The organism is Micromonospora sp. WMMD734 (assembly GCF_049178975.1).
Classification (GTDB): Bacteria; Actinomycetota; Actinomycetes; order Mycobacteriales; family Micromonosporaceae; genus Micromonospora; species Micromonospora wenchangensis.
Window position 1 is genome coordinate 5,575,489 of sequence record NZ_JBMHMK010000001.1, and the last position, 15,774, is coordinate 5,591,262.

Annotated in this window: 18 protein-coding genes; 5 read left to right on the top strand and 13 right to left on the bottom strand. The window is 71.7% G+C overall.

The features are described 5' to 3' along the window. Window positions 1-51 precede the first annotated feature (51 nt). From ACN267_RS24065 to clpB, 10 genes are all read right to left on the bottom strand, one after another. Complete coding sequence (locus ACN267_RS24065) at window positions 52-894, bottom strand: hypothetical protein (RefSeq protein ID WP_281901447.1); 843 nt, start codon at window positions 892-894, stop codon at window positions 52-54. Between the two features lie 106 nt (window positions 895-1,000). After that, the gene (locus tag ACN267_RS24070) at window positions 1,001-1,984 is read right to left on the bottom strand and encodes a hypothetical protein (RefSeq protein WP_204958943.1); all 984 of its coding nucleotides are present in this window, start codon (window positions 1,982-1,984) and stop codon (window positions 1,001-1,003) included. A 35-nt stretch (window positions 1,985-2,019) separates the two neighbouring features. Continuing rightward, the gene (locus tag ACN267_RS24075; protein ID WP_281901449.1) at window positions 2,020-3,597 is read right to left on the bottom strand and encodes a polyamine aminopropyltransferase; all 1,578 of its coding nucleotides are present in this window, start codon (window positions 3,595-3,597) and stop codon (window positions 2,020-2,022) included. Further along, a complete protein-coding gene (locus tag ACN267_RS24080) occupies window positions 3,594-4,346 on the bottom strand; it encodes a hypothetical protein (RefSeq protein WP_421489710.1) in 753 nt (250 codons plus the stop codon). Before ACN267_RS24080 ends, ACN267_RS24075 begins: the two co-directional genes overlap by 4 nt. Continuing rightward, window positions 4,346-4,768, bottom strand: a complete 423-nt coding sequence (locus ACN267_RS24085; protein ID WP_204958487.1) for a DUF350 domain-containing protein — start codon at window positions 4,766-4,768, stop codon at window positions 4,346-4,348. The genes ACN267_RS24080 and ACN267_RS24085 overlap by 1 nt, the downstream gene beginning before the upstream one ends. A gap of 40 nt (window positions 4,769-4,808) precedes the next feature. Beyond that, window positions 4,809-5,234: a DUF4247 domain-containing protein gene (locus tag ACN267_RS24090; RefSeq protein WP_204958486.1), complete on the bottom strand. Its 426-nt coding sequence runs from the start codon at window positions 5,232-5,234 to the stop codon at window positions 4,809-4,811. Next, entirely contained in the window at window positions 5,231-5,812 is a 582-nt protein-coding gene (locus ACN267_RS24095; RefSeq protein WP_204958485.1) for a DUF2617 family protein, read from the bottom strand. The genes ACN267_RS24090 and ACN267_RS24095 overlap by 4 nt, the downstream gene beginning before the upstream one ends. Window positions 5,813-5,814: 2 nt before the next feature. Further along, window positions 5,815-6,441, bottom strand: a complete 627-nt coding sequence (locus tag ACN267_RS24100; protein WP_204958484.1) for a DUF4178 domain-containing protein — start codon at window positions 6,439-6,441, stop codon at window positions 5,815-5,817. 96 nt (window positions 6,442-6,537) lie between these two features. Then, window positions 6,538-6,942 carry a hypothetical protein gene (locus ACN267_RS24105; protein WP_421489711.1) on the bottom strand — a complete coding sequence of 135 codons (405 nt, stop codon included), beginning with the start codon at window positions 6,940-6,942 and terminating at the stop codon, window positions 6,538-6,540. 476 nt (window positions 6,943-7,418) lie between these two features. Beyond that, the gene (gene clpB / locus ACN267_RS24110; RefSeq protein WP_421489712.1) at window positions 7,419-10,010 is read right to left on the bottom strand and encodes an ATP-dependent chaperone ClpB; all 2,592 of its coding nucleotides are present in this window, start codon (window positions 10,008-10,010) and stop codon (window positions 7,419-7,421) included. Between the two features lie 194 nt (window positions 10,011-10,204). Here clpB and ACN267_RS24115 point away from each other — a divergent pair, with 194 nt between their 5' ends. Beyond that, window positions 10,205-11,257 carry a Fic family protein gene (locus ACN267_RS24115; protein ID WP_421489713.1) on the top strand — a complete coding sequence of 351 codons (1,053 nt, stop codon included), beginning with the start codon at window positions 10,205-10,207 and terminating at the stop codon, window positions 11,255-11,257. A 57-nt stretch (window positions 11,258-11,314) separates the two neighbouring features. Here the strand turns inward: ACN267_RS24115 and ACN267_RS24120 are convergent, their stop codons facing one another. Next, a complete protein-coding gene (locus tag ACN267_RS24120) occupies window positions 11,315-11,596 on the bottom strand; it encodes a hypothetical protein (protein ID WP_421489714.1) in 282 nt (93 codons plus the stop codon). Window positions 11,597-12,140: 544 nt separating this feature from the next. On the opposite strand from ACN267_RS24120, the gene ACN267_RS24125 reads away from it, so the two are divergent. The 4 genes from ACN267_RS24125 (at window position 12,141) to ACN267_RS24140 (ending at window position 14,819) form a co-directional block, all read left to right on the top strand. Then, a complete protein-coding gene (locus ACN267_RS24125) occupies window positions 12,141-12,371 on the top strand; it encodes a winged helix-turn-helix domain-containing protein (RefSeq protein ID WP_421489715.1) in 231 nt (76 codons plus the stop codon). A gap of 129 nt (window positions 12,372-12,500) precedes the next feature. Continuing rightward, window positions 12,501-13,001 carry a cation:proton antiporter regulatory subunit gene (locus tag ACN267_RS24130; RefSeq protein ID WP_088641912.1) on the top strand — a complete coding sequence of 167 codons (501 nt, stop codon included), beginning with the start codon at window positions 12,501-12,503 and terminating at the stop codon, window positions 12,999-13,001. 5 nt (window positions 13,002-13,006) lie between these two features. Beyond that, a complete protein-coding gene (locus ACN267_RS24135; RefSeq protein ID WP_421489716.1) occupies window positions 13,007-14,212 on the top strand; it encodes a cation:proton antiporter in 1,206 nt (401 codons plus the stop codon). A 175-nt stretch (window positions 14,213-14,387) separates the two neighbouring features. Continuing rightward, window positions 14,388-14,819 (top strand): hypothetical protein, encoded by a 432-nt coding sequence (locus ACN267_RS24140; RefSeq protein WP_204958476.1) that lies wholly within the window; start codon window positions 14,388-14,390, stop codon window positions 14,817-14,819. Between the two features lie 85 nt (window positions 14,820-14,904). On the opposite strand, the gene ACN267_RS24145 is transcribed toward ACN267_RS24140, so the two are convergent. Both ACN267_RS24145 and ACN267_RS24150 read right to left on the bottom strand, forming a co-directional pair. Beyond that, a complete protein-coding gene (locus ACN267_RS24145; RefSeq protein ID WP_372445971.1) occupies window positions 14,905-15,162 on the bottom strand; it encodes a hypothetical protein in 258 nt (85 codons plus the stop codon). 153 nt (window positions 15,163-15,315) lie between these two features. Continuing rightward, complete coding sequence (locus ACN267_RS24150; RefSeq protein ID WP_204958475.1) at window positions 15,316-15,759, bottom strand: heat shock protein transcriptional repressor HspR; 444 nt, start codon at window positions 15,757-15,759, stop codon at window positions 15,316-15,318. Window positions 15,760-15,774: the final 15 nt, after the last annotated feature.

Here is a 15,774-nt window from a genome sequence, read left to right on the forward strand (position 1 = left end):
CGGTGTGCAACCTACTCGGAGGGAATCGTCGGTGTCGCTGTTACGCGCCCGTCAGCTGCCGGCGGGACGCTGCGGGTCGTCCGGGCCGCTGCCTCCGGTGGGCCGGTCGGGCTCGCCGCCCGACGGCGGCGACCAGGACGGGCCGTCGGACGACTGCGGCTGGTCCGGCACGCCGGGGGCGGCCGGCGACGGGCCGGGCTGGCCCGGGGTCGACGACGGGCCGGGGGCACCGGGTTGCAGGTAGTCCGGGGTGGCCGGGTAGCCGGGGGTGGGCGGGTAGCCGGGCGCGGCCGGGTAGGTGGCACCCGGAACCGGCGGCTCCCAGCCCGCCTTGGGCTTGCGGAAGAACTCGTTGGACTGCGGCAGGGCGAGCAGGATCAGCGCCGCCAGCAGGGCGAGCAGGCTGACCACCCCGAGCAGGGTGCTGACCGGGTTGTACCAGGACGGCAGCACGGCGTTCATGCTGCGTTCCAGTTCCTCGGCGCTCGGCGCGTCCCCGGAGGTGGAGCCGGTGGAGCCGCTGAACCCGGCGGCACCGTTGATCAGCCCGCCGCCGACGCAGCAGACCATGATGCCGCCGACCACCCAGGTGGCGATCCGGCTGCCGTTCTTGCCCCGGTTGTTGAAGATCGCCAGGACGACGAGGGCGAGCGCGATCAGCAGCAGGACGGCGGACGCGCCGACGGCGAAGACCACGACGGCGGTGCCGAGGCCCTCGACCTCGCTCGCGGTCCCCTCGAAGGCGTCCTCGAACGCCTGACGCAGCTTCCCGCTGATCGCGAGGGTCAGGATCAGCCCGATCAGTTGGAGCACCGCGAAGAACATCAGCAGGTAGCTGGAGAGCGTCACCAGACCCGGACGGGTCCGGGCGGGCGTGCTGTGGGAATCGACCATGATTCTCCTTCCTAGATCACCGCACCACGGTAACGTCCGCAGTCCCGTCGCACCGGGTACGACGGAGCCGTACCCGCTGGTCGAACCGCCGAATCACCGGCCGCGGTCACGACTGGCGGACCAGTCGGCGGTGTTCGGCGGTCACCACGGCGAGCAGGAGCAGGTCCACCGCGAGCCCGGTCACCGCGTCGAACTGGTTGACCGTGAAGTTGAAGATCTGCCCGAACAGCAGGTCGACCAGGAGCGCCAGCTTGAACAGCCGGAACGCGGCCCGCCGGTCGTTGCGGAGCAGGAACGCGGCGCGGATGCTCAGCACCCCGGCGACCACCGCCGAGGCGGACACCCCGAGCACCGCCCCCCACTCACCGAGCTGGTCCAACTCGCCGGTCACCCCCTCGGTGGTCACCACCACCACCGTCGCCACCGGCTCGACGACCAGGTAGGCCACCACCAGCAGGACCACCCAGCGCTGGGCGGTCAGCCGGACCAACGCGTCGCGCAGCCGGGCCACCCAGGGCTGCCAGAACCGTCGCGGCGGTGGCTCCCGGCGCGGCACCACGTCCAGCAGCGCGGACACCCCCGACTCGACCTCCGGCCCGGCACCCCGGACCAGCCGCAGGGTGGCCGCCCGCTGCCGGTCGGTGAGCCCCCGGCCGACACCGCCGACGATCACGTCCAACGCGTTGGCCACCCGTTCGCCGGGGGTCGGGCGCAGCCGTTCGCGCAACGCCTGGGTGATCACCACCAGCAGGGCGAAGACCGCGTAGATGATGCCGGCGGCGGGCCGGTAGAAGTAGTCGGTGCCGGCGGTGACGAACTTGCCCACCTCGTCGATGAAGAGCCCGAAGCCGATCCCGGCGAGCACCGCGCCGGTCATCCGGGCAGCCCCGCCGAGGAACACCAGCGCCACACCCAGCCCGACGGTCATCAGCAGGCCGCCCCAGAGCACGTGCGCGATGTGCAGGCCGCCGCCGCCGAGCTGCGGGTAGCCGGTGGCGTGCAGGAACGCCCGGGTGACCAGCACCGTCGCCACCCCGGACAGCACGAACGCCTGGAGGTACGCGGCAGCGTCCACCGCGCGCGGTGGCAGCCGGCGGCGCAGCGACGGTGACATCGCCTCCGAGGCTAGTAGCCGCGCCACTCGCTGCGGGCGTAGTCGAGCACCCTGGGCCGCAACAGGGTGGAGGCGGGCACGTCGAGGCGGCCCCGGTCGGCGGGGAAGGCCGCCGCCGCCCGCAGCACCGCCGGGTCGAGGAAACGCAGCCGGGGCGCGTCGGCCGGCAACTCCAGCGGCGGCGGGGTCCCGCTCGGGGCGGCGAGCACGAAGCCCCAGTCACCGAACGAGGGCACGTCGACGTGGTACGGCACGGTGGCGAAGCCGGCCTCCCGTACCGACGCCTCGATCGACCAGTACGACCGGGGCGCGAAGTACGGCGACCCGGACTGCACCACCAGCCGGGCCCCCTCGGCGAGCACCGAACGGATCAACGCGTAGAACTCGACGGTGTAGAGCTTGGCGGTGGCCGTCTCGTCCGGGTCGGGCAGGTCGGCGACGACCACGTCGAAGCGTTCGCCGGCGGTCCGCAACCAGCCGAAGGCGTCGGTGTTGAGCACCCGGACCCGGGGGTCGTCGAGGGAGCCGCCGTTGAGCGCGCGCAGCTGCGGCTCGGAGCGGGCCAGCGCCACCACCGCCGGGTCGAGGTCGACCACGGTCACCCGGCGCACGTCCGGATAACGCAGGATCTCGCGGACGGCGAGACCGTCGCCGGCACCGAGGACCAGCACCTCACCGCGCGGGCCGCGCATCGCCGGGTGCACCAGCGCCTCGTGGTAGCGGTACTCGTCGATCGAGCTGAACTGGAGGTCGCCGTTGAGGAACAGCCGCAGATCGGTGTCGGGGTGGCCGATCTCGCGTACCGACCTGGTCAGCACGATCTCCTGGTAGCGGGAGCGTTCGGCGTGCACCACCGGGTCCCGGTAGAGCTGCTGGCGGCTGGTCACCTCGAAGTCGGCGGCGGTGACCCAGGCGTACCCCAGGCAGAGGGCGACCACGACGGAGCCGACGCCCAGCACGAGCCGGGCCCGGCGGCTCAGCTCGGCGCGGAACACCGTGCAGACCAGGGCCAGGCCGGCCACCGCGTTCACCGCGCCGACCACCAGCGCGCCCTTGAGCTGGCCGAAGACGGGGATCAGCAGGAACGGGAAGGCCAGCCCGCCGAGCAGCGCCCCGACGTAGTCGGCGGCGAACAGGTCGGCGACCGCGCTGCCGGCCGCCTGCTCGCGGATACGTTGCAGCATCACCATCAGCAGCGGGATCTCCGCGCCGATCAGCAGACCCAGCACGAACGCGGTGCCGACCAGCGCCGGGCCGTACAGGTCGAGCCAGGCGAACGCGGCGTAGAGGCCGAGCACCGACAGGCCACCGAGCAGGGCCAGGGTCAACTCGATCACCGCGAACGCGGCGGCGGCCCGGGGCTGCAACGGTTTGGCGACCAGCGCGCCGACCCCCATCGCGAAGACCATCACGCCGAGCACGATCGACGCCTGCCCGACCGTGTCACCGATCAGGTAGCTGCCGAGCGCGACCAGGGCCAGTTCGTACACCAGGCCGCAGGCGGCGCAGACGAAGACCGCGAGCAGCACCGACGCGCGGGCCCACCGCCAGCGCGGCCCGACCGCCGGGGTGTCGTCGACAGTGGTCACCGTGTCCCCCGGGGACGCCCGGCCGACGCCGCCGCCCGCTGCCGGCCACGCTGGACGAACCCGACGGTGATCAGCAGCACGGCGACCAGCAGCAGGCCGGCGGCGGCCAGCACCGTACCCCAGCGGTCCCGCCAGAAGTCGCTGCCGGTGTCCGGCAGCGGGGCCACCGCCGCGCCGGGGTCGGCGGTCGGGGTGGCCGCCGGTGGTGCCGCACCCGTCTCGGCGACCAGCAGCGGCAACGCCACGGCGGCGCGGCAGATCGCCCAGCCCGGGTCGTCCACGAACACGTCCTCGTGCAGGCCGAACCGGGTCAGGCCGGTATCGACGGCGTAGAGGTCGGCGCGGGAGAAGTCGCCCGAGCCGGAGACGGTGACCGTCGCCCAGTCGTTGCTCTCACTGCTCTCCGCGGTGTACATGACCCGGGCCCGGACCTCCACCCACCGGGGGCAGCGGGCGTCCTCGGTCACCGGCACCCCGTCGCCGAGGTTGGAGCCGACGCTCACCTCCGCGCCGGACGACCTCTCCAGCCGCCAGCCGTAGCAGATGCCCTGGCTGTCGGCCGCCTGCACGAGCAGCGGCACGGTGTCGGCGCGCTCGTCGGCCGCCGGGGCGGGCACGGTGGTGCCCCCGGAGTCCCGGTTGAAGATGCTGCTGCCCACGCAGACCACCACGACCAGGCCGAGGACGATCCAGACGACCCAGGCGCCCGCGTTCTGTTTCGGCTTCGCCGGCTGCTTCGCCGTGGTCATCAGCTGATGGCGGCGGCGATGATCGCGCCGGTGGCGAGGTGCACCACCGCCGACACCCAGACCGCCGGATGCGGCTGCGGGTCGACCAGCAGCGTGCCCAACTTGCCCGGGGTCAGCGCGTCGAGCAGCACGAACGCCAGGGCCATGATGACCAGACCGACGATCCCGTACGCGGCGGCACCGACCAGGCCGAGCAGGAAGTCGTCCTCGCTCGCGGCGATGGCGGCCACCACGATGGTGCCGACGCCGGCCAGGTTCGAGGCGAGCAGCAGCGCGGCGTTACGGTTGCGTTCGGTCCAGATCAGCTCGTGGAGCTTGCCCGGGGTGGCCACGTCGACCAGCACGTAGCCGACGGCCATCAGGACGACGCCGACCACCCCGTAGGCGAGGGTGACCAGCAGATCGGTGACCAGGTTCTGCACAGCGTGCTCCAGGGGTTCGTTCGGTCGGGGTCGGTACGCGTCACTTGCCGGAGCCGGGGCCGCCGCCGCGTACCGTGCTGCCCCGCCCCCAGCCCCAGTGGTTGCCCACCGTCGAGTGGTAACGCGGGTACGCGGTGCGCATCCGTTCCAGCAGGATCACCGAGCCGGCGGCGATCGGCAGGATCACCAGCGAGTCGTCGTCGTAGCGCAGGTAGACGCCGCTACCGTCGACGTACTGGTCGGCCGGCTTCCAGGCGCCGGTGACGTCGTCCGCCACCTGGCTCGGGGTCCGGTTCGAGGTGTACGCGATGGCGTCCCGCCCGATGTCCCGGCTCGCCGCCCGGGTGTAGCGGTCCTCGATGTAGCCCCGGGGCGAGAAGTTGCCGTAGAAGATCGCGAAGGCGGCGACCAACGCGCCGACGACCGCGAAGGCCACCCCCACCACGAACCAGCGCCGGTACGTCACTGTGTCTCCTTAGCTCGCGGCTGCGGGGCTCGCGGAAGGGCCACCGCCGTCTCGGTCAGGACCAGTTCGTTGGTCTGCGGGTACGCGTGCCAGGTACGCCAGCGCACCGACCCGCCCGGCGCGTCGGGGCGGACGGCCAGCGCGGTGACCGCGTCCGGGTCCCCGGGAAAGACCCCCACCAGGGCGTACGGGTCGTCGGCCAGGTCGGCGCGGAGCGCGGCGATCCGGGTGTGCAGCTCCCCCTCGGCGGGGCGCAGCACGGTGGCGGTGAACCGGTAGCCGCCCGCCTCGTCGTGCAGGTCACCGGGTAGGTGCGGGGGCCGGCCGGGCAGGCAGGCAACCGTCTCGACCAGCCCGCCAGCCCCGCCGGACCGGTCGGGGGCGGGCGCGTCGGCACCGGCGGCCGGGACGGTGAGGACGACCTGGTGGGACGCACCGAGCAGGCGTAGCCGCAGCCGGACGCCACCGGGCAGGGTCAGGTCACGGACGTGCAGGGCGGGACGTTCCGGTCCGCCGAGCGCCAGGCTCAGGTCGGCGGCGCAGGTGTCGACGTACGGGGTGTTCAGGCTGACCAGCACGATCAGGACCCCACCGGGCCGGACTGCGGATACACCATCACGTCCGTACGGTGCAGCCGCTCGCCCCGGCCCACCTCCCAGCCGGCATCCCCGTACGCCTCGAAGGAGAGCCGCTCACCGCCCTGCCCCCGGTAGTCCTGGTAGCGGACGGTGCCGTACGGGTCGAGGCCGGTGCTGCCGGTGGCCGAGTAGCGGGCCTGGCCGGACTCCTCCCAGGAGTAGCGGCGGCCGGCGAAGTCGAGGGTGGGTGCGCCGGGGGTGACCGTCGCGGCCGGCTCGGCCGTCCAGAGCACCAGTTCCAGGTCCGGGTCCTCCTCGACGGAGAGCCAGCGCTTGTCGCCCTCGACGGTGTCCAGCAGATGTTCGGCCCAGCTCCAGCCGCCCTCGACCAGGTGCACCGAGCCGCGGACCGCGTACGACACGCCACGGATCTCGACGATGTCGCCGGGCTTGAGCTTGCGGGGGTCACCGCGCAGGGCGTCGGAGTCGGTGTCACGGAACGGGTCCTTTACCGGCGTCGGCCGGGCCGGTTTGCGGCTCCGACTGAAAGCCACCGCCGCCACCACGATCCCGGCGACCCCGATCAGACATCCCAACGCCGCCACGACGTACGCGACTGAACCATTCACCCCGACCACCTCCCCAAGTGCGTCGGCGGAGACGGTAACAACCCCGCGCACCCCACGCACCTGGGGAAACTCAGCGAATTCTGAGTGAGTGGTCAGCTACCGAGCGTCGTCGTCGGTGCGGTTGCCGGCCAGCCGGTCGGCCGCGTACCCACGCAGCGTGGTGGCGCCCATCGTGCAGCCGGCGAACGTGGTGAACTCGGCGTCGTCGTCGACCAGCGCCGTCCAGGCCGCCCGGGCCGCCGCCGGGTCGACCTGCTCCAGCAGCGTCGCCGCGTACGCCCGGCCGGCCGGCGACCCGTGCCGCAGCAGCCAGTCGACCTGCTCGCGGGCCTGCCGGGGGCGCTGCGCGAACGCCTCCCCGACCCGCCGGTACGCCTCGGTCGCCGGCAGCAGCGTGCCGGCGAACCCCACCCCGCCGAAGGCGACGGTGTCCGCCCCGGCGAGTTCCCGCACGGCGGCGTCCAGCTCCGGATCGCCACTCTTCTTCCGCATCCCGAACATGCCCCTCTCCTTTCCCCGCCCCGCCCCTAACCACCCACCGCACCCCCACTCAACCCCCGCCAACCGCCCCACCACTGCCCCACCGACCGCCCCGCCGACCGCCCCGGTGACGGCCCCGGTGATCAAGAGGTTTGCGTCGCCGGGAGCGCTCTCCGATGACGTAAACCTCTTGATCACGGGGCGGAAAGTGCCCGCGCGGGGTCGATCAAGAGCTTTGCGTCACGGGGAGTGCTGTCCGGTGACGCCAACCTCTTGATCGCCGGGCGCGGTAGGGCCCGCGCGGGGTCGATCAAGAGGTTTGCGGACGGGGAAAGCGCTCTCGTGACGTAAACCTCTTGATCACCGCGGCGGTCTCCCGGGGGCCGTCGCCCGGGGCGGTCGCCGGGGGCGGTCGGCGGGGCCGTCGGTCGGGCGGTCGGCAGGGCAGCGGGGGACGGGCCGATCCCGCCGGGGGTGGCGGGATCGGCCCGTCGGGGTCAGGAGGCGGTTACGGTGAGGGCGTTCTTGTCGTCGGACAGGTCGACCCGGACCGTGTCGCCGTCCCGGACCACGCCGCCCAGCAGGGCCTTGGCGAGTTGGTCGCCGATGGCCGACTGGACCAGCCGGCGCAGCGGCCGGGCACCGTAGATCGGGTCGTATCCGTGCTCGGCGAGCCAGGTCCGGGCGGTTTCGCTGACGTCCAGCGCCAACCGGCGGTCGCCGAGCCGACGACGTAGCCGGTCGAGCTGGATGTCGACGATCGACCGCAGGTCGTCCCCGCGCAGCGCGGCGAAGACCACGATGTCGTCGAGCCGGTTGAGGAACTCCGGCTTGAAGTGCGAGCGGACCACCGCGAGCACCCCCTCGCGGCGCTGCTCGTCGGCGAGCGTCAGATCGCTGATCACCGACGACCCCAGGTTGGAGGTCAGGATCAGGATCGCGTTGCGGAAGTCGACGGTACGCCCCTGGCCGTCGGTGAGCCGACCGTCGTCGAGCACCTGGAGCAGGATGTCGAAGACGTCCGGGTGGGCCTTCTCCACCTCGTCGAGCAGGATCACCGAGTAGGGGCGGCGACGCACCGCCTCGGTGAGCTGACCGCCCTCCTCGTAGCCGACGTAGCCGGGCGGGGCACCGACCAGGCGGGCGACGGAGTGCTTCTCGCCGTACTCGCTCATGTCGATGCGGACCATGGCCCGCTCGTCGTCGAAGAGGAACTCGGCGAGCGCCTTGGCCAGCTCGGTCTTGCCGACGCCGGTGGGGCCGAGGAACAGGAAGCTGCCGGTGGGGCGGTCCGGGTCGGCGACGCCGGCCCGCGCCCGGCGTACCGCGTCGGAGACGGCGCCGACGGCCTCGGCCTGGCCGACGACCCGGCCGCCCAGCGACTCCTCCATCCGCAGCAGCTTGGCCGTCTCGCCCTCCAGCAGCCGGCCGGCCGGGATGCCCGTCCAGGAGGCGACGACGGCGGCGATGTCGTCCGCGCCGACCTCCTCCTTGAGCATCGCGCCGTCGGCCTGGAGCCGGGCCAGTTCCTCCTCCGCCGTCGCCAGGTCGGCCTTGAGCGCCGGAATCCGGCCGTAGCGCAGCTCGGCGGCGCGTTCCAGCTCGCCGTCGCGTTCGGCCCGCTCGGCCTCACCGCCGAGGCGTTCCAGCTCCTCCTTGGCGGTGGAGAGCTTGGTGATGTGGCTCTTCTCGGTCTGCCAGCGCTCGGACAGCGCGGTGAGCTGCTCGCGCTTGTCGGCCAACTCCTTGCGCAGCCGCTCCAGCCGCTCGGCGGAGGCGGCGTCGGGCTCCTTGGCCAGCGCCATCTCCTCGATCTCCAGCCGGCGTACCGCCCGCTCAATCTCGTCCACCTCGACCGGCCGGGAGTCGATCTCCATCCGGAGCCGGGACGCGGACTCGTCGACCAGGTCGATCGCCTTGTCCGGCAGGAACCGGTCGGTGATGTACCGGTCGGACAGCGACGCGGCGGCGACCAGGGCGGCGTCGGTGATCCGGACGCCGTGGTGCACCTCGTAGCGTTCCTTGAGGCCGCGCAGGATGCCGATGGTGTCCTCGATGGTCGGCTCGCCGACCAGCACCGGCTGGAAGCGACGCTCCAGCGCCGGGTCCTTCTCGATGTGCTCGCGGTACTCGTCGAGCGTCGTCGCGCCGACCATCCGCAGCTCACCGCGCGCCAGCATCGGCTTGAGCATGTTGCCGGCGTCCATCGAGCCTTCGCCCTTGCCCGCGCCGACCACGGTGTGCAGCTCATCGAGGAAGGTGATGACCTGGCCGTTCGAGTTCTTGATCTCCTCCAGGACGGACTTGAGCCGCTCCTCGAACTGGCCCCGGTACTGCGCCCCGGCGACCATCGCACCGAGGTCGAGCGAGACCAGCTTCTTGTCCCGCAGCGACTCGGGCACGTCGCCGGCCACGATCCGCTGGGCCAGGCCCTCGACGATCGCGGTCTTGCCGACGCCGGGCTCGCCGATCAGCACCGGGTTGTTCTTGGTACGCCGGGAGAGCACCTGGATCACCCGACGGATCTCCGAATCCCGGCCGATCACCGGGTCGATCTTGCCGTCCCGGGCGCTGGCGGTGAGGTCGACGCCGTACTTGGCCAGCGCCTGGTAGGTCTGCTCCGGGTCGGCGGTGGTGACCCGCCGGTCGCCGCCGCGCACCGTCGGGAACGCGGCGACCAGGTTCTCCTCGGTGGCCCCGGCGGTCTTCAGCGCGTTGGACACCGCGCCGCCCACCCGGGCCAGGCCGGCGAGCAGGTGCTCGGTGGAGGTGTACTCATCGCCGAGCGGCCGGGCGATCTGCTCGGCGGCGCCGATGGCGTTGACGAACTCGCGGGCCAGGGTGGGCTCGGCAATGCTGGAACCCCGGGCGGCGGGCAGCGCGTCGACCGAGCGCTGCGCGACCCGGCGCAGCTCGGCGGGGTCGGCACCCACGGCGCGCAGCAGGCCGGCGGCGGTGGAGCCGTCGGTGTCGAGCAGGGCCAGCAGCAGGTGCCAGGGTTCCACGGTGGCGTGACCACGCTGGTTGGCCAGCGCGACCGCACCGGTGATGGTTTCGCGGCTCTTGGTGGTGAGTCGTTCCGTGTTCATGGGCTCCCCCGGGATCGGCGTGTCCACTAGTAAGAGACACCATCAGAGTTGAGCCTATTCCACTCAACTCTGCCAACGTGGCGTGGGTCACATCCAGCCGGACCGGACACGCCGACCCGGCCCGGCGAAGTACCCAAGGAAACTAATAAACTAAATAATCTGCTTCTTCATTAGGCACTTTCCGGGAGTCTGCCGTGCTCAGCTTCGCCGACCTGGACCGTTGCATCGGTCATGTTCCCGGCCCGGTCGTAACGGCACTCGGCACGGTGGACGTCGGCCGAGGATCGGAGGATCTCTACCGCGACCAGCTACCTGGGCTGCTCAAGCAGTTGGCCGACCGCGCCCGGGTAGCGAGCATCACCGCCTCGTCGGCCATCGAGGGGATCGTCGTCAACGACAGCGCCCGGGCTGATCGCATCCTCGCCGGACGGGTAACCAACCTGAGAAGTCGCAGCGAGCAGGAGTTGGCCGGCTACCGGGACGCGCAGGACTACCTCTTCCAGGGTGCCTGGCGACCGCTGAATCCCGGCCTCCTGCTCCATCTGCACAAGTTGCTCTTCGCCCACACCGCCGCGCCAGGCGGTCAGTTCAAAACTGAGGACAACGTCGTCGTCGACCGCACCGCCACCGGCGAAGTGACTGTCCGCATCCGCCCCGTACGAGCGTCGGACACGCCCTACTTCGTGGCCGAACTGATCGAGCGTTACACCGCCGAGAGGACAGCGCGACGTCACCATCCGGTGCTCCTCGTCGGCCTCTTCGTGCTCGATCTCCTCGTCGTGCACCCCTTCGAGGACGGCAACGGCCGGGTGACCCGGGCACTCACCAACGCGCTGCTGATGGATGCCGGCTACTCGGTGTCGAGGTACGTCAGCCTGGAGCACCAGATCGCCGTGAGCGCGGACGGCTACTACCAGGCACTGCTGGACTCGACCCACGGCTGGCATGACGGCGAGGCCGATCCCTGGCCGTGGCTCACCTACTTCGTCAACATCCTGGCGAACGCCTACCGCACGTTCGCCGAACGAGCTGCATCGGATCGGGCGGACGGTTCGAAGCAGGACCGGGTGCTCGACTACGTGCTCCACCACGCTCCGCGCATCTTCCGGGTCGCCGACATCCGCACGGCGCTGCCCGGCATCAGTGATCCGACGATCCGCGTCGTGCTGGACCGCCTACGTCGTGAGGGCGCGATCGCTTCGGAGGGGCTGGGCCGGGCGGCAGCTTGGCGGCGCCTGCCGTCCTGATACGGCGGAAGGCGCCCGCCGGTCGAGAGGCAGACAGGGGCTCACAGTCAGCTCAGGTCAACGGGGCGGGCGGGCGGCGTTCGGTGGCCAACGGGGCAGGCGAGAGGTGCAGGGGGTCTCGTGGTCGGCCCGGAGCACGCACCGCCGACCACTGTCCAGCCGGTTGTCGCAGAAGACGCGGTGGCGTACCCCCTGATCGTCCTCGGCGGAGACGGTGGTCTCGCCGGGGTCGACGTGGGCGAGGAAGGCCAGCGAGCGGGCCGCCGTCCGGGCCAGCACCTTGGCCCGCGCCAGGTCCGCAGCGACCACCGGCAGGTGTACGACATACCGCCCGGTCATGCCTCCCCACCCGCCCGACCCGGCTCACGCCACCCCGGACGGGCCGAAGCAATATCGGCCCAATGGCGGTATAGCGATGGCTCGGACACCGCACTATCGCCCCAACTGAGTTGACCATGGTCGAGCTTCGACGGTGGGTGCGGCGACTCGTACGCCATGGCGCTCCTTCGCTGGACAGTTCGGTGTCGCGGTGCTGGATGGGCAGCCCGGCCGCGCTGTCGGCTCGGCCGGACTGCCCGCCCTGCCGCCGTCGCAGCCCACTTCGGCATTACGACGACAGGGCCGCTTTCGCATGGACGCCGCCGACGCGGCCCATGTCGATCTCAGGGCTGGCACGACTGACGCATCTTCTGGCCCAGTCGTGCCAGCCCACGGAGCCAACCGGAGGCCGGTTTGCCTACCAGGCTTTCCGCCGAAGGACCCGCCGAAGCAACATACAATGCAAAGCATCGGAAGACAACTACTCACCATGCAAAGCACGCGAAGTGTTGGCGGGTCGCGTGCCGCCATGGGAGGATCTTGGGGCCTACCAGGAGTTGCCGCCATGCCCCGAGTTTCCGACCGTCAGCGCATCGCCCAGGACATCCGCGACAAGATCGCCTCCGGCGAGTACTCGCCGGGCGACAAGTTGCCATCCCTACGTGAGTTGATCGCGCACTACGAGGTTTCCGCCGAACCCGTGCGCTCCGCACTGCTGATCCTTCAGGCGGAGGGCCTCATCGAAGGCCACCAGGGCAAGGGAACCTACGTCACACCGCGCCGAACCTCCCCCTGATCCCTCAGCGCGGGTCGGGGTTACCGACCGGCGAGCCGGCGACCACAGGCGGTGCCGGCCGGAAAGCGCTCACCAGCAGCACAGACGTCCAGCAGGCCCAGCTTGGGCGCAGGGTATAGCCTCTCGTCCGTGCGAGTACGTGTCGAACAGACCGCCCTTCCGGGAATCGGCGTCCGTCATGACCTGATGACGGAGTCCGGCCGCCGGCTCGGTGTGGTCTCCCACCGCAATGGCCGCCGCGACCTGGTCCTCTACGACCCGGACGACCCCGACTCCTGTCAGCACGACATCCCGCTGACCGACGACGAGGCCGAGGCGCTTGCCGACATCCTCGGCGCGTCGCTGATGCTGGGTCAGCTCTCCGGTCTGCGCGAGCAGGCGGCCGGGCTGCTCACCGAGCAGATCGCCATCCCGGCGGGGTCGAAGTACGTCAACAAGCGGCTCGGTGACACCAAGGCACGCACCCGGACCAGCGCCTCGATCGTGGCGGTGCTGCGGCAGGGCGAGGTCAACGTCTCGCCCGATCCCACCTTCCGCTTCGCGGCCGGTGACGTGGTGGTCGTGGTCGGCACCCGGCAGGGTCTCGACGGGGTGACCGCCATTCTCGCCGACAGTGACCCGGACGGCTGAGGCGGATGCACGAAACCACAACTCTACTGGTCGAGGTCGGCGCTCTCCTGCTGCTGCTCGGGCTGCTCGGTCGGCTCAGCCGCCGGTTCGGTGTCTCCCCCATCCCGCTCTACCTGCTCGCCGGCCTCGCGTTCGGCCACGGCGGTCTGCTGCCGCTGGCCGCGAGCGAGGAGTTCTTCGCCGTCGGCGCCGAGATCGGCGTCATCCTGCTGCTGGTCATGCTCGGCCTGGAATACAGCGCAAACGAGCTGGTCGGCAACCTGCGCTCGGCGGCCCCGGCCGGCCTGATCGACGCGGTCCTCAACGCCCTGCCCGGGTTCGGCTTCGCGCTGCTGCTCGGCTGGGGCTGGGTGGCGGCCGTGGTGCTCGGCGGCATCACCTGGATCTCGTCCTCCGGGGTGATCGCCAAGGTGCTCGGCGACCTTGGCCGGGTCGGTAACCGGGAAACCCCGGTCATCCTCTCCGTGCTGGTCATCGAGGATCTCGCGATGGCGCTCTACCTGCCGCTGGTGACCGCGCTGCTGGCCGGCGTGGGCCTGGTCAAGGGCGGCGTGGCGCTGGGCATCGCGGTGCTCACCGTGGTGGTCGTGCTGGTCGTCGCCATCCGCTTCGGTCACCTGATCTCCGCCGCCCTGTCGGCGAAGGACCCGGAGGCGCTGCTGCTCGGGGTGCTCGGCCTGACCCTGCTGGTGGCCGGGATCGCCGCCCGGCTCCAGGTCTCCGCCGCCGTCGGGGCGTTCCTGGTCGGCATCGCCCTGTCCGGGCCGGTGGCGCACCACGCCACCGAACTGCTCTCCCCGCTGCGGGACCTGTTCGCCGCCGTCTTCTTCGTCTTCTTCGGCCTGGTCACCGACCCCCGGGACATGCCGCCGGTGCTGCTGCCCGCGTTGCTGCTGGCCGTGGTCACCATGGGGACGAAGCTGGTCACCGGCTACCTGGCGGCCCGGCGGGCCGGGATCGCCGAGCCCGGCCGGTGGCGGGCCGGTTTCGCCCTGATGCCCCGTGGTGAGTTCTCCATCGTCATCGCCGGTCTGGCGGTCGCCGCCGGCACCGTCGAACCCAAGCTGGCCGCGCTCGCCACGGCGTACGTGCTGATCACCGTGGTCACCGGCCCGATGCTCGCCCGGCTGCCCGACATGCCCTGGTTCAAGCAGCGGGTCCGGCGGCGGATCGCCGCCCGCCAGGCCCGGCCGGTGCCGGCCACGGACTGAGTTTCGCCTGGCCAGGTCGACCGCGCGGGTCGGCCTGGCCAGGGCGTCCGTTGCCGAATTGCTTCCCGGCAGGTCTTCCGCCGGCCGGGGGCGGCGGCTAGCGTTGCGCCCCAGCAGGCCAGGGGCTCGTGGGCGGACGGAGGCATCCCGCGGGCGTGAGCGGGAAGGTTGCCGGGTGAGCGCGCACGGTCCGACGTTCCGCGGCTTCGCCAACCCTGTCGACCCGTCACCGGCGGAGTTGCGGGCCTGGGCGTACCAGCCCGACTCGGTGCCGTTGACCTCACTGCCCCAGGACTGGGACCTGCTGGTGGCGGGTGACCACCTGGTGCTCACCCTCTTCGAGCTGGCCCGGGACCCGGCCTGCCCGGCCCGCCGGTTCGCCCTGCACTGCCTCTACATCTACGCCGCCGACGGAATCCGGACGAAGTTCCGCGCCCACCCCCGGCGTCGGTTCCGCAAGCTGGTCGAGCAGGCCGAACGCGACGGCGACGAGTTGGTACGCAACTGGGCGCACAACAGCCGGATGCTGCTGGCCCGGGAGGAACTCTTCACCTACCACGACTGGTGCGAGGGCGGCCTGGTCCGGGACAACCGCCGCCTCGGCTGACGTCGCGGTCCGCCGGGCCCGACCCGCCCGTACGGCGAACGGGCCGGGACCCCCCGTGGGTCCCGGCCCGCACGTCGGCGGATCGTCAGTGTTGCGATCCGCCCTGGTCACGGCGTTTCGGCCCGGCCTTTTCCCGGTCCTTGCCGGGGGCGGGCCGGTCATCGAACCTGCCGTTCTTCACCGTGTCGGAGAACTTGCCCTGGGTGACCCGGTCGAACTTCTCCCGTACGTTCTCGGCCACCCGGTTGAGCCGTTCCTCCGCCTGCCGGGCCACCTTCTTCGCCGATTCCGCCACGATTCCCCCGCCGTCGGAGTCCGGATTGACCTGGTTGGGACTGATCACAGGCTAGCCGGAACGACAACCCCGCCGCCGGAAAACCCCGACCCCCGACCGGCGATCACCGCCGACCGTGAGGGAAACCCCTGCCCGGAGGGCCAGGCGGGGCGGGCCGGGCAGGCCGGGCCCGCCCCGAGCGACGGGACGGAACGGAAGGGATCAGCGGCCGGGGGCACGGCGGGGACGCCAGACCACCAGCGCCGTCGAGGTGCGGTTCGTGGGCACCAGGTCGCCCCGGGAGAACCCGCTGGCCAGCGTCTCCAGCTCGGCGATCCGCCGGTACGCGGCATCCAGTTCCGCCTCCAGCCGGGCCACCCGCTGCTGGGCCTGCTCCACCAGGCGTTCCAACCCGATGATCCGCTTCACCCCGGCCAGGTTGACGCCCTCGTCCTGGCTGAGCCGCTGCACCTCGCGCAGCAGGACGACGTCCCGCACGCTGTAGCGGCGACCGCCACCGGCCGCCCGGCCGGCCTGCACCAGGCCGAGCCGGTCGTACTGGCGCAGCGTCTGCGGGTGCATCCCCGCCATCCGTGCCGCAACCGAGATCATCAGCACCTTGGCCTCGTAGGCAGGGTCACCCGAACCGACGAACCCGTCCGACATCCCACTCACCTCCGC